12 protein-coding genes are annotated in these 12,979 nt (G+C 67.9%); 7 read left to right on the top strand and 5 right to left on the bottom strand.

Annotated elements, in window-relative coordinates; genetic code table 11:
- Window positions 1-78 precede the first annotated feature (78 nt).
- The 7 genes from BAU06_RS08210 (at window position 79) to BAU06_RS08180 (ending at window position 6,500) form a co-directional block, all read left to right on the top strand.
- Complete coding sequence (locus BAU06_RS08210) at window positions 79-258, top strand: hypothetical protein (protein ID WP_082988066.1); 180 nt, start codon at window positions 79-81, stop codon at window positions 256-258.
- 188 nt (window positions 259-446) lie between these two features.
- The gene (locus BAU06_RS08205; protein ID WP_066346880.1) at window positions 447-983 is read left to right on the top strand and encodes an RDD family protein; all 537 of its coding nucleotides are present in this window, start codon (window positions 447-449) and stop codon (window positions 981-983) included.
- 111 nt (window positions 984-1,094) lie between these two features.
- Window positions 1,095-1,967 carry a UDP-2,3-diacylglucosamine diphosphatase gene (locus BAU06_RS08200; protein WP_156770181.1) on the top strand — a complete coding sequence of 291 codons (873 nt, stop codon included), beginning with the start codon at window positions 1,095-1,097 and terminating at the stop codon, window positions 1,965-1,967.
- Between the two features lie 166 nt (window positions 1,968-2,133).
- On the top strand, window positions 2,134-3,810 hold the full coding sequence (locus BAU06_RS08195) for an acyl-CoA synthetase (RefSeq protein WP_066346876.1): 1,677 nt from the start codon (window positions 2,134-2,136) through the stop codon (window positions 3,808-3,810).
- 18 nt (window positions 3,811-3,828) lie between these two features.
- Complete coding sequence (locus BAU06_RS08190; protein ID WP_066346872.1) at window positions 3,829-4,350, top strand: gamma carbonic anhydrase family protein; 522 nt, start codon at window positions 3,829-3,831, stop codon at window positions 4,348-4,350.
- Window positions 4,351-4,428: 78 nt separating this feature from the next.
- On the top strand, window positions 4,429-5,349 hold the full coding sequence (gene hslO, locus BAU06_RS08185; RefSeq protein WP_066346870.1) for an Hsp33 family molecular chaperone HslO: 921 nt from the start codon (window positions 4,429-4,431) through the stop codon (window positions 5,347-5,349).
- Window positions 5,350-5,498: 149 nt separating this feature from the next.
- Entirely contained in the window at window positions 5,499-6,500 is a 1,002-nt protein-coding gene (locus tag BAU06_RS08180; protein ID WP_066346868.1) for a hypothetical protein, read from the top strand.
- Window positions 6,501-6,644: 144 nt separating this feature from the next.
- Here the strand turns inward: BAU06_RS08180 and ftsB are convergent, their stop codons facing one another.
- From ftsB to BAU06_RS08155, 5 genes are all read right to left on the bottom strand, one after another.
- Window positions 6,645-7,025 (bottom strand): cell division protein FtsB, encoded by a 381-nt coding sequence (gene ftsB, locus BAU06_RS08175; RefSeq protein ID WP_066346864.1) that lies wholly within the window; start codon window positions 7,023-7,025, stop codon window positions 6,645-6,647.
- A 66-nt stretch (window positions 7,026-7,091) separates the two neighbouring features.
- Complete coding sequence (gene eno, locus BAU06_RS08170) at window positions 7,092-8,378, bottom strand: phosphopyruvate hydratase (protein ID WP_066346860.1); 1,287 nt, start codon at window positions 8,376-8,378, stop codon at window positions 7,092-7,094.
- 112 nt (window positions 8,379-8,490) lie between these two features.
- Window positions 8,491-10,146, bottom strand: coding sequence for a CTP synthase (locus BAU06_RS08165; protein WP_066346857.1), 1,656 nt, complete (start codon window positions 10,144-10,146; stop codon window positions 8,491-8,493).
- A 143-nt stretch (window positions 10,147-10,289) separates the two neighbouring features.
- A complete protein-coding gene (locus tag BAU06_RS08160; RefSeq protein ID WP_066346855.1) occupies window positions 10,290-12,095 on the bottom strand; it encodes an aminopeptidase P family protein in 1,806 nt (601 codons plus the stop codon).
- 19 nt (window positions 12,096-12,114) lie between these two features.
- The gene (locus BAU06_RS08155) at window positions 12,115-12,933 is read right to left on the bottom strand and encodes a M55 family metallopeptidase (RefSeq protein ID WP_066346849.1); all 819 of its coding nucleotides are present in this window, start codon (window positions 12,931-12,933) and stop codon (window positions 12,115-12,117) included.
- Window positions 12,934-12,979 lie beyond the last annotated feature (46 nt).

Below are 12,979 nucleotides of genomic sequence, written 5' to 3'. Positions count from 1 at the left end.
TTATCCCTAGAGCGCCTGCATGAAAGTAGTCCACCGGGATGGAACGCGGCGCTTGCTTTTAGCACCCAGGATATTATCGTGAACGAACGTGAACCCCTCCGCCTGACCGACGAACTGGAACGCGAATTGATGCGTCAGGCCATTGAAGAACAATTCCGCCCGCGGCCCCTCCGTGCGCTGGGCAAACTGATCAGCAAGTTCGGCCGCTCTTTCCGCGCCCCGGCCAGCCGCCACAGCGGCGAAGCCGCCCGCGCCTGAATCGCGAGCCCGACAGCGACAAGTCCCCTTGGGGGCTGCACAAGCCCCTTTTAGAACCCGCCCTCGTGGCGGGCTTTTTTTTTGCCCCGCGCAGTCCGAGGCGCTTTGGCCCTTTCGCCGCTGGCCACCCTGGCGCGCCGGCGTCTCCTTCCGCGGGCCGGGCGCGGGCAAGCGATAATACGGCCGCTATGAACGACACCGCCGCCCTGCCCGCTCCGCCCCGCCTGCGCCGCTTCGCCTGCATGATGTACGAGGCCGTGCTCCTTTTCGGCGTGGTTTTCCTGGCCGACTACCTGTTCGACACGCTGACCCAGAGCCGCAGCGGCCTGATGCTGCGCTCCGCGCGACAGCTGTGGCTTTTCCTGGCCATTGGCGGCTACTTCCTGGTGTGCTGGCGCCGATCCGGCCAGACGCTTCCCATGAAAACCTGGAACATCCGCCTGGTGGGCCGCGACGGGGCCACGCCCTCGCTCGCGCGGCTGGCATGGCGCTACGTGCTGGCCTGGCTGCTGCCTCTGCTGGCGGCGCTGGCCGTATGGGCCATCGAATCCCTTACGCACTGGCCGGGCACGTTGATGTTCATCGTGGCGGCGCCTTTCGCGATCTTCATCGGATCCTGGCTGGATCCGGATGGCCAGTTCCTGCATGACCGCTGGGCCGGCACCCGTCTCGTCTCCGTTCCGGCCGCTGCAAACGCGGCACGCGGGCGCACCGCCGGCGCCTGATCCCGCGCCTGCCGTCCCGCCGCGCCTGGCACCGGGCGTCGCCGCGCGCTTGTCATGAAAGCGCCATGCCGATTTCACATCGGCGTCATCGCACGGTGATTTCATGCTTGCATGACAGCGCGACCCGAGGGACATGTGAACGAGACTCGCCCGACGCATTGGCGCACTGTGTGGATTTCCGACCTGCATCTCGGCACGGCGGGGTGCAAGGCCGAATTCCTCCTGGATTTCCTGGATCACAACGAAGCCGAGACCCTGTATCTGGTGGGCGATATCGTCGACGGCTGGCAACTTCGCAAGCATTGGCACTGGCCGCGCGCCCACAATGACATCGTGCAGCGCATCCTGCGCAAGGCGCGGGAAGGCACCCGGGTGGTTTTCGTTCCGGGCAACCACGACGAATTCGCCCGCGAGTTCATCGGCTACGCCTTCGGCGATATCGAAATCGTCGACGAGGACGTCCATGAAACGGCGGACGGCCGCAAGCTGCTCGTGCTGCACGGCGACCAGTTCGATGGCGTCATCCAGCACAGCAAGTGGCTGGCGCACCTGGGTGACTCCCTTTACCAGTTCGCCCTCTGGTTGAATCACTACTTCAATCGCATGCGGCATCGCCTGGGGCTGCACTACTGGTCGCTGTCGCAGTACCTGAAGCACAAGGTCAAGAACGCGGTGGCCTTCATCACCGACTTCGAGCAGGCCCTGGCTGGCGAAGCCCGCCGGCGCGGGCTGGACGGGGTCGTGTGCGGCCATATCCACAAGGCCGAGCTGCGGGATATCGACGGCGTGCTGTATTGCAACGACGGCGACTGGGTGGAAAGCCTGTCCGCCCTGGCCGAGGACCACAGCGGCCATCTGCAGTTGATCGATTGGGCGGCCGTCCTGGCCGACCGCGCCGCGGGCACGCCACCGGCCCGCGCCCCCCGCCCGGTTTCGCTGCCGGCCCTGCCGTCGGCCCTGCGGCGCCAGGGCAAGCATCCATAATTGGCCCGCCAGCGCGGGGAACATCCGTAATAACCCTAGACGCGGGGAACGGCCACACGCCAATGTTGCAGATCGTGGCTCGCTAGGTCATGCTTGCGTCTGGGGCAATCCGGCCCCAAAAGCACTGCCGACGAGTCCCATCGTTGTAACCGCTCACAACAGGGCCATGAACGATCAATACCAGGCGCTTTACGACTCATTCCGCTGGCTAGTACCCACCCAGTTCAACATCGCCGAGGTGTGCTGCCACCGTTGGGCCGAGAGCGGCCTCGACGCGCGGCGCATTGCCGTTTATTACGAGGACGAGTCGGGGAATAGAGAGGTCTGGACCTACGGGCGCCTGGCGGAAGCGGCGAACCAGCTGGCCAATGGCCTGGTACGCATGGGGGTGGGCAAGGGCGACCGCGTAGGTGTTGTTTTAGGACAACGGCCGGAGACCGTCGTCGTCCATATGGCGACCTACAGCGTCGGCGCCATCATCGTGCCCTTGTCGGCGCTTTTCGGGCCCGAGGCCCTGGAAGCGCGGCTGCGCGACTCCGAAGCCCGGGTCGCCGTGGTGGATGCCGCCTCCAGCGCGAACCTGCTGTCCATCGCGGAACAGTGCCCCGCCTTGCACCAGATCATCGGCATCGGCTTCGCGGACGAGCGCGTGCTGCCCTGGCGCAGCCTGCTGGCCCGCCAGCCCGGCGAATTCAAGCGCATTCCCACGCTGGCCACGGATCCGGCCATCCTGCTGTATACGTCCGGCACGACCGGCGCGCCCAAGGGCGCGTTGCTGCCGCACTGCGCCCTGATCGGGAATTTGCCGGGTTTCGTGGCTTCCCAGGACTGGTTTCCCAAGCAGGGGGACGTTTTCTGGTCGCCGGCGGACTGGGCCTGGACGGGCGGCATGATGGACGCGCTGCTGCCTACCCTGTATTTCGGGCATCCCATCGTCGGCACGCGCGGCCGTTTCTCGCCCGAGCGCGCCTTCGAACTCCTGGAGCGATACCAGGTCACCAATACTTTCCTGTTCCCCACCGCCTTGAAGGCGATGATGAAGGCCGTTCCGGCGCCACGCGAACGGTACAAGCTCGTGCTGCGCGCGATCATGAGCGCCGGCGAAAGCGTGGGAGAGACGGTATTCAACTGGTGCCGGTCGGCGCTGGGCATCACGCCCAACGAGATGTTCGGCCAGACCGAAATGAATTACCTGGTGGGCAACAGCCAGGCGCGCTGGCCCGCCAAGCCGGGCAGCATGGGCCGGCCCTATCCCGGCCACCAGGTAGCCGTCATCGACGAACAGGGCCAGCCCGTCAAGACCGGCGAAGTCGGCGAAGTCGCGCTGAACCGCTACGACATCCACGGCCATCCCGACCCCATCCTGTTCCTGCAATACTGGCGCAACCCCACGGCGACGGCCGCGAAATTCACCGGCGACTGGTGCCGCACGGGCGACCTGGCGCGCAAGGACGAGGACGGCTACCTCTGGTATGCCGGCCGCAGCGACGACGTATTCAAGTCGGCGGGCTACCGTATCGGCCCGGGAGAGATCGAAAGCTGCCTGCTGGGCCATCCCGCCGTCGCCAATGCCGCCGTCGTGCCCAAGCCGGATCCGGAACGCGGCGCGCTGGTCAAGGCCTATGTCGTGCTGACGCCAGAGTACGCCGGCCAGCCGCGCGAGGGCATCGTGCAGGCGCTGCAAGACCATGTACGCGAGCGCCTGGCGCCGTACGAGTATCCGAAGGAAATCGAGTTCCTCGACGAGTTGCCCATGACCACCACCGGCAAGGTGCAGCGCCGGGTGCTGCGGCAGAGGGAAGAGGAAAAAGCCGAAAAGGCACACGGCGGCCAGGCCGCCTGAGCCCGGGGGATATCCATCATGGCCATTTACGAACTCGACGGCGTCGCTCCCCGTATCGACGCCAGTGCCTACATCGCCGACAGCGCCGATATCATCGGCGACGTCACGCTGGAAGCGGACGTCAGCATCTGGCCGCAGGTGACGATACGCGGGGACAACGCCCCCATCGTGATCGGCCGCGGCAGCAACATCCAGGAGTCCTCCGTCCTGCACGTGGATACCGGCCATGGCCTGACGGTAGAGGCCCGTGTCACCGTGGGCCACCAGGCCATGCTGCATGGCTGCACCATCCGCGAGGGCGCGCTGGTGGGCATCCAGGCCGTGGTGCTGAATGACGCCGTGGTCGGGCGCAACTGCCTGATCGGCGCGGGCGCCATCATTCCCGAAGGCCGCGTCATTCCGGATAACAGCCTGGTGATCGGCGTCGGCAAAGTGGTGCGCGAGCTGACCCCGGAAGAAATCGAACGCATGCATGGCAACACGCAGGGCTATGTCGAACGCGGCCAGCAGTACAAGCGCGTGCTGAAACGCATAGGCTAGGGGCCCGCGCACTGCCGCCGTGCTCAGCCTTGGCTGCCGGGGCCCTGGCGCGCGGGTCCGATCGGCTAAGATGCGCCCATGACCGATCTTCTGAAGAAATACCTGTTCGAGGACCGCACCGTACGCGTACAGGCGGTACGGTTGCACGACACCTGGCGCGCGGCCCAGGTGAATCACGAATACCCCCTTGCGGTGAAGCGCCTGCTGGGCGAGCTGATCGCTGCATCCACGCTGCTGGCCGCCAATCTCAAGTTCGAGGGCTCCCTGGTCATGCAGATCCAGGGCGACGGCCCGATCGCCCTGGTCGTCGTGGAGTGCCGCGCGGACCTCAGCCTGCGGGCCACCGTCAAGCTGCGCCAGGACCGCGTCGTGCCGGACACGGGCACCATGCAAAGCCTGATGAATCCGGGCGGCAACGGACGCTTCATCGTCGTGCTGGATCCGCAGCGCAAGACGCCGGGCCAGCAGCCCTACCAGGGCATCGTGCCCATCGTCGGCGAAACCGTGGCCGATGCGCTCAGCCACTACATGCAGCAGTCGGAACAGCTGGAGACCCGCCTGTGGCTGGCCGCCGACGACAATCATGCCGCGGGGATGCTGCTGCAGCGGCTGCCCGGCCAGGGCGGCACGGCGCAAACGCCCGAGGCCGCCGAAGAGACGTGGAACCGCGCCGTCCACCTGACGCAAACGCTGGGGTCCGACGAGCTGCTGGCCACGGATATCGATACGCTGATCCATCGCCTGTACTGGGAAGAAACGCTGCTGACCTTCGATCCGGCGGGCGTGCGCTGGCACTGTCCCTGCAACCGCGCCAAGGTCGCCGACATGTTGCGCATGCTGGGCCGCGCGGAAATCGAGGACATCCTGGCCGAACGCGGACAGGTCGAAGTGGCCTGCGATTTCTGCGGCAAGCCCTACCTGTTCGATGCGGTGGATTGCGCGGGGCTCTTCACGGAATCGCAGGCGCTGCCGGAACAGGATCCGCCCACGGTGCATTGAGCGCCGTACCCGGTACCGGGCAGCTGGCTCGGGGCACCCGACAGCGCCGGCGGGCGCCAGGCACCTGTCACCGGACAGGCATGTGTCGCGCGCATCACGCGTAGATATCGCAATCGACAGCCACCGCATGGCGCCGCACACTCCCCGCCATGCTTCCCCTGCCCGCGCGCGGGGCCGCCCGTCAGCTTGGCGCGGCCGCCGCCTCCTTTGCCGTCACGGCGCTGCCTTTGTTGTTCGGGGCGCTCTTCGTCGTGGAAGCCGCGCGCTGGCATGTCGTCCGGCAAATGCTCAGCCTGGCCTTGCTGGAGGCCGCGCGCGCCGGCGCGACCGTCCACGCCCGGCCGGCCATCATCGACCAGGCCTTCGAAGACGCCCTGCTGCCGCTATTCCACCCTCCCGGACCGCATGGCGACGCGCGGGCCCGCATGCGTGCCGCCTTCCTGGACGTCGCGAGAACGGCCGGTGCGCCGCCATGGCGCATCGATGTGCTGTCGCCGGGGTCCCTCGCCTTTGCCGACTTCGGCGACGCCGCGCTGCGCGTGGCGGGCGCGGCCGGCCTGCCCGCGATCAACAACGATTACCAGGCGGAACAACACCTGCGGCGCCGCCGCATGGGCTGGGCGGGCGGCCGGGGCCCCCTGTCCGGCCAGACGATTTTCGAGGCCAATATGCTGCGGCTGCGTTTGACCTATGTACACCCGCCGCTGGTGCCGGGACTGCGCGCGATACTGAAGCGCCTGGCCGCGATGCGCGACGGGAACGGGCCGGAGGCGAGCCATCCCGCAGCCCGCGCCGGGATGCTGGTGATGGCGATGGAATCCGCCCTGCCCATGCAGTCGCATCCAGTGTTGTGGGGGGCTGCGACCGGCGGCGCGCCTACCGCGGTGTCCAGGCCACCGGCGTCGCGCGGACCGGGCAAGGCGGGCGCGTCGCCCAAAGGGCCGCTGGTGTCCTGGCAATTCCGCGGACATGGGCAGGACACGCCATCGCGGGCAAAAGACGGCGCGCAAAAGGGTCATGTTCCGCTGGGCAATGCGCGCGAGCCCCACGCACACGCAAGCCCGGCCACCGAGGCGGCGCCCGGCGGGCCCTTCCGGGATCCCGCCTGCGGTGTCCAGCTGTGCTGCCTGCCGCCAGCGTGGTCACGATGACGGCCAGGTGGCCACCCCCGGGGCCGGCGCGATGAGCGGCAAGCGGGGCTGCCTGCGTCGCGATGAAGGGCCAGCACGGCCCGCCATCGCCAACGCCTGTGGGCCGCCTGCCGGATCACGCCCGTCCTGGCGGACGGGGCGAGCTCAGCGGCGGGCAGCCTGCCCCGCGGGCGCGGACCCCGCACGGCCGGCTGTCGCCGCGGCAGGCCGGTTCGCCCCGCCAGGGGCCGCGACGGGCGCCGGCGGCACGCTGCCGGCCGGCACGATCTGTACGAAGACCTCGCCGTCCTTCATCATGCCCAGTTCGCTGCGCGCGCGCTCTTCCAGCGCGCCGGTGCCCGTCTGCAGATCGCGCACTTCCGCGTCCAGCGCGGCGTTGCGCGCCCGCATGCCGTCGTTGACGGCGCGCTGGGCGGCCACCTGTTTCTGCAGGTCCCAGACCTTGAACCAGCCGCCCTTGCCCAGCCAGAGGGGGTATTGGATCAGGCAGACCAGGGCCAGCAGAACCAGGAACAACAGGCGCATGCGTGGATATCCGTTAGGGTTGGAACGGCGCGTCGCGGCCGACGCGCCGTCGTGCGCGCGAGGGCGCTAACGCAGGTTGTAGAAGGCTTCCAGGCCAGGATAGGAGGCGACCTCGGCCAGTTCTTCCTCGATGCGAAGCAGCTGGTTGTACTTGGCCATGCGATCCGAGCGCGACAGCGAGCCCGTCTTGATCTGCATGGCATTGGTCGCGACGGCGATATCGGCGATGGTGGAATCTTCCGTTTCGCCCGAGCGGTGCGACACCACGGCGGTGTAGCCCGCGCGCTTGGCCATTTCGATGGCGGCGAAGGTCTCGGTCAGCGTGCCGATCTGGTTGATCTTGATCAGGATGGAGTTGGCCACGCCCTTGGAGATGCCTTCCTTCAGGATGCGGGTATTGGTGACGAACAGGTCGTCGCCCACCAGCTGCACCTTCTTGCCCAACTGGTCGGTCAGCAGCTTCCAGCCTTCCCAATCGTTTTCGGCCATGCCGTCCTCGATGGAGATGATGGGGTACTTGTCGCACCAGGTGGCCAGCAGGTTGGCGAACTCCTGCGAGCTGAGCGAAATGCCGCCCTCGCCTTCCAGCACGTACTTGCCGTTCTTGAAGAACTCCGAGCTGGCGCAGTCCAGGCCCAGCGCGATCTGCGTGCCGGGCTCGTAGCCGGCTTCGCCGATGGCCTTCAGGATCAGCTGGATGGCGGCTTCGTGGTTGGCGACGTTGGGCGCGAAGCCGCCCTCGTCGCCGACGGCGGTGGACATGCCCTGGGCGTTGATCAGTTTCTTCAGGGCGTGGAAGACTTCCGCGCCCCAGCGCAGGGCTTCGCGGAAGCTGGCCGCGCCCACCGGCAGGATCATGAATTCCTGCAGGTCCAGGGTGTTGTTGGCATGGGCGCCGCCATTGATGACGTTCATCATGGGCACGGGCATGCTCATGGGCCCGCTGCCGCCGAAATAGCGGTACAGCGACAGGCCGGATTCGTCGGCGGCGGCGCGCGCCACCGCCATGCTGGCGGCCAGGATGGCATTGGCGCCCAGGCGCTCCTTGGCGTCGGTGCCGTCCAGCTCGATCAGGGTGCGGTCGACGAAGGTCTGTTCCTGCGCGTCCAGGCCCATCAGCGCTTCGGAGATTTCCGTGTTCAGGTTCTCCACCGCGCGCAGCACGCCCTTGCCCAGGTAGCGGTTCTTGTCGCCGTCGCGCAACTCGATGGCTTCGCGGGTACCGGTGGACGCGCCCGAGGGCACCGCGGCGCGGCCCATGGCGCCCGATTCCAGCAGTACATCGCATTCCACGGTCGGATTGCCGCGCGAATCGAGGATTTCGCGGCCGATGATGTCGACGATTGCACTCATGATGGTTCTTCCCTATGTCGATAAGATCGATGAAAACTTTACGCCATGGCGCCGGACGGGCCGGCGCCATGGGGCACGTGGCGGACGCGGCGGGCGAGCCGGCCGCGGCGCGTCACGCGGCGTCCTTGGCCCGGCCCTGCTGCCGGTCGATGGCCGCCTGGATATAGCTGGAGAACAGCGGGTGCCCATCGCGCGGCGTGGAGGTGAATTCCGGGTGGAACTGCACGCCCACGAACCAGGGATGCGACGGCAGTTCCATCATTTCAGGCAGGTTTTCCGTGGGCGTGCGCGCGCTGATCACCATGCCGGCTTCTTCCAGGCGCGGCACGTACACGTTGTTGACCTCGTAGCGGTGGCGGTGCCGCTCGTTGACCTCCGGCCCGTAGATCTGCGCGGCGCGCGTGCCCGGCTTGACGGGGCAGCGCTGCGCGCCCTTGCGCATGGTGCCGCCCAGGTCGGAATTGGCATCGCGCTTTTCCACACGGCCTTCGCGGTCCATCCATTCGGTGATCAGCGCCACCACCGGATGCGGCGCGGCGGGATCGAATTCGGTGCTGTTGGCGCCGCCCAGGCCGGCGACATGCCGCGAGAACTCGATGACGGCCAGCTGCATGCCCAGGCAGATGCCCAGGTAGGGGACGCCGTTCTCGCGCGCGTAGCGGATGGCGGCGATCTTGCCTTCCGTGCCGCGCTTGCCGAAGCCGCCCGGCACCAGGATGGCGTCCAGGTGCTTGAGGCTGTCGGTGCCGTGGGCTTCCAGGTCTTCGGAGTCGATGTACTCGATCTTGACGCGCGAGCGGGTATGGATGCCCGCGTGCACCAGCGCTTCGGTCAGCGACTTGTACGATTCGGTCAGGTCGACGTACTTGCCCACCATGCCGATGGTGACCTCGTGTACCGGGTGCTCGAGGGCTTCGACCAGGTCGTCCCACATGGACAGGTCGGCCGGCGGAGGCGTCAGCCCCAGCGCGTCGCACACCAGGTTGTCCAGGCCCTGCTTGTGCAGCATGGCGGGGATCTTGTAGATGGAGTCGGCGTCCCACACCGAAATCACGGCGTCCAGCGGGACGTTGGAAAACAGTGAAATCTTGGCGCGCTCGTCTTCCGGGATGGGCCGGTCGGCGCGGCACAGCAGCGCGTGCGGATAGATACCGATTTCACGCAGCTTCTGCACCGAGTGCTGCGTGGGCTTGGTCTTGAGCTCGCCGGCGGAAGCGATGAAGGGGACCAGGGTCAGGTGGATGAAGGCGGCGTTGTTGCGGCCCATCCGCAGGCTCATCTGGCGGGCGGCTTCCAGGAAAGGCAGGGATTCGATATCGCCCACCGTGCCGCCGATCTCGACAATGGCGACGTCGGTGTTGCCGTCCCAGCCCGCTTCGGCGCCGCGCGCGATGAAGTCCTGGATTTCATTGGTGATGTGCGGAATCACCTGGACCGTCTTGCCCAGGTAGTCGCCCCGGCGTTCCTTGCGCAGCACGGACTCGTAGATCTGGCCGGTGGTGAAGTTGTTCACCTTGCGCATGCGCGTGGAAATGAAGCGCTCGTAGTGGCCCAGGTCCAGGTCGGTTTCGGCGCCGTCTTCCGTGACGAAGACCTCGCCGTGCTGGAAGGGGCTCATCGTGCCGGGATCGACGTTGATGTAGGGATCGAGCTTGAGCAGGGTGACTTGCAGGCCGCGCGATTCCAGGATCGCGCCAAGGGACGCGGCGGCAATGCCTTTCCCCAGGGAAGACACTACGCCGCCGGTGACAAATACGTATTTGGTCATCGTGAATAGCGCCCGGGGCCGCCGGGCGCGTGCGGGAAATTTGGATTATAGCCGGCAGGCCGGCGAATCCTTCTATTTCCCATGGCGTCGCGAAGTAACAACGCCCGGCCAGGCGTAGCGCCCCGCCGCCACGCTGCGAGGGGCTAGCGGCCGGCCAGCGGCCGTGTCCGCGCCAGCAGCCAGTCCCGGGCGGCGCCGTCCACGTGCGGCAGGAGCCGTTCCCGCACCTGCGCGTGGTAACCGTCCAGCCAGGCGGTTTCGTCGGGCCGCAGCATATCGGCCTGGATGCACGACGTATCGATAGGACACAGGGTCAGGGTTTCGAAAGCCAGGAATTCGCCGAGCTCGGTGGTTTCCGCCGGCCGGTTGCACACCAGGTTCTCGATGCGCACGCCCCAGCGGCCGGGACGGTAGATGCCCGGCTCGTTGGAGGTGATCATGCCCGGCTCCATGGCGGTGTGCGGCGTGGCCGGCGCGCGGTGTGCGATGACCTGCGGACCTTCGTGCACATTCATGAAATAGCCGACGCCGTGGCCGGTGCCGTGGCCGTATTCCGCGCCGCCTTCCCAGATGGGCGCGCGGGCGATGGCGTCCAGCATCGGCGACAGCACGCCGCGCGGGAAGCGCGCGCGCGACAAGGCGATCATGCCCTTGAGCACGAGCGTGAAATCCCTTTTCTGTTCCGCTGTGGGCGTGCCCACCGCCACGACGCGGGTGATGTCGGTCGTGCCGCCTTCGTACTGGCCGCCGGAATCGATCAGCAGCAGGCCGTTGCCGTCGATGACGGCGTGCGACTCGGGCGTGGCGCGGTAATGGGGCATGGCGCCGTTGGCGTTGTAGGCGGCGATGGTGCCGAAACTGAGCGAGACGAAGCCGGGGCGGCGCGCCCGGGCCGCCGACAGTTTTTCGTCGACGGTCAGTTCGGTGATGCGCTCGCGCCCCAGCGCGGCCTCGAACCAGGCGAAGAACTCGCACAGGGCGGCGCCGTCCTGTTCCATGACGGCGCGGACATGGACCAGTTCGTCGTCGGTCTTGCGCGATTTCGCCAGGGTACTGGGGTTGATGGCTTCCACGCGGCGAAGCTGGGCCGGCAGCGCGGCCAGCACGCCCACGGTGGTGCGCGCGGGGTCGACCAGCACGGCCCCGTCGGCAGGCAGGGCCGCCAGCGCCGTGGGGCAGTCGTCGTAGGGACGGACCGCGACGCCGTCGGCCGCCAGCCGGTCCGCCAGCGCGGCGTCTATCTTGCCCGGGGCGGTGAACAGCTCGGCGCGATCGGCCAGGACCAGGGCGTGCGCGACGAACACCGGGTTGTAGTCCACGTCGCCGCCGCGCAGGTTGAACAGCCAGGCGACATCGTCCAGCGAGCTGACCAGGTGCGCGGCCGCGCCCTTGGCGCGCATGGCCTCGCGCACCCGCGCCAGTTTGTCCGCGCGCGAGACACAGGCGTGGGGCGCCAGGTGTTCCCGCACGGGGGTGGCCGGCAGCGCCGGCCGGTCCGGCCAGATCTCGGCAAGCAGGTCATGGCCGATATCCAGCCGGCCGCCGGCGCCCGTCACCGCGTCGGACAGGGCCCGGTGCGCCGCCAGCGACAGCACCAGGCCGTCCGCGCCGACCGCCGCCCCCGCGTGCGCGCCGCAATACGTGCCCAGCCACTCCGGGTGCGGCGGCACGCCCGCATCGCCCAGCTTCATCAGCGTGACGCAGGTCCCCGCCAGTTGCGCCTGCGCCTGCACCCAATACCGGCTATCCACCCACAGCCCGGCGAAATCCGCCGTGACCACCAGCGTGCCGACCGAACCGGTAAAGCCCGACAGCCACTGGCGCCCCTGCCAGCGCGCCGGCAGGTATTCGGAAAGGTGGGGATCGGCGGAGGGCACGACATAGGCGGACAGGCCGTGCGCGGCCATGGCCTGGCGCAGTGCGGCGATGCGGGCGTCGGTGTGCGGCATGGAAATCCTCGGGCGCGGGTCAGCGCAGCATGAATGACATGGCGGCCAGGCTGTTCAGGGTGCGGATGGCCGCCTGCATGCTTTCCGTGGTGAAGCGCAGCGTCACGCCGTCCACGCGTTCCAGCGCGGGCCAGGTGCAGAACAGGTCGGCCAGGGCCGGATTCTGGGTCTGCAGCACGCATTCTATAGGCGGTTCGATGCGCCACGGTTTCAGGCGGCCGATGTTGCCCATGGCCTCGCGCGCGGCCTCGCGGATGGCGGCGCGTGCCGCGGCCGGCGACAGGGACACGCCGCTGCCCTGCCCGCGGGCGATCTTGGTCTGCACCCAGACGGCGCCCGGAAAGAGCTCGCGCGTTTCGCCGATGAATACGTCGTCGCCGCTGGCCAGGGCCACGGGCACGCCCAGCTCGCCGGCCAGGGCGCCGTACAGGCCGGCCTCGCCCAGCTCCATGCCGTTGATGCGCACCTTGGCGAAGGAAAAGCCGTTGATGGTGTGCGCCAGCACGCCGCGGCCCTGGGCGCGCGAGTGGTAGCCGATCATGAATACGGCGTCGCAGGCTTCCTCCAGGCCGCCCATCATGCCCAGGTAGCGGGGCTTGCCCAGTACCAGGCGCGCGCGTTCGTCGATGCCGTCGGGCAGCAGGTTGCGATAGCCGCCATGCGAGTCGTTGACCAGCACGTCGCGGGCGCCGCCTTCGAAGGCGCCCGCGACGGCGGCATTGGCCTCGCCCGTCATCCAGCCGCGGGCCCGCTCGTATTCCGGGTTGCCGGCCGTCACCTGCTGGGAATGGAAGACGCCGGCGACGCCTTCGATGTCGGTGGAAATCAGTATGCGCATGGCTGCTCGATGCTGGAAGAATGAAGGAAACAGGCCCTGGCGGGCC

This window comes from Bordetella bronchialis (assembly GCF_001676705.1).
In the GTDB taxonomy this organism is placed as follows: Bacteria; Pseudomonadota; Gammaproteobacteria; order Burkholderiales; family Burkholderiaceae_B; genus Bordetella_C; species Bordetella_C bronchialis.
This window is presented reverse-complemented; position numbering and strand designations above follow the sequence as displayed.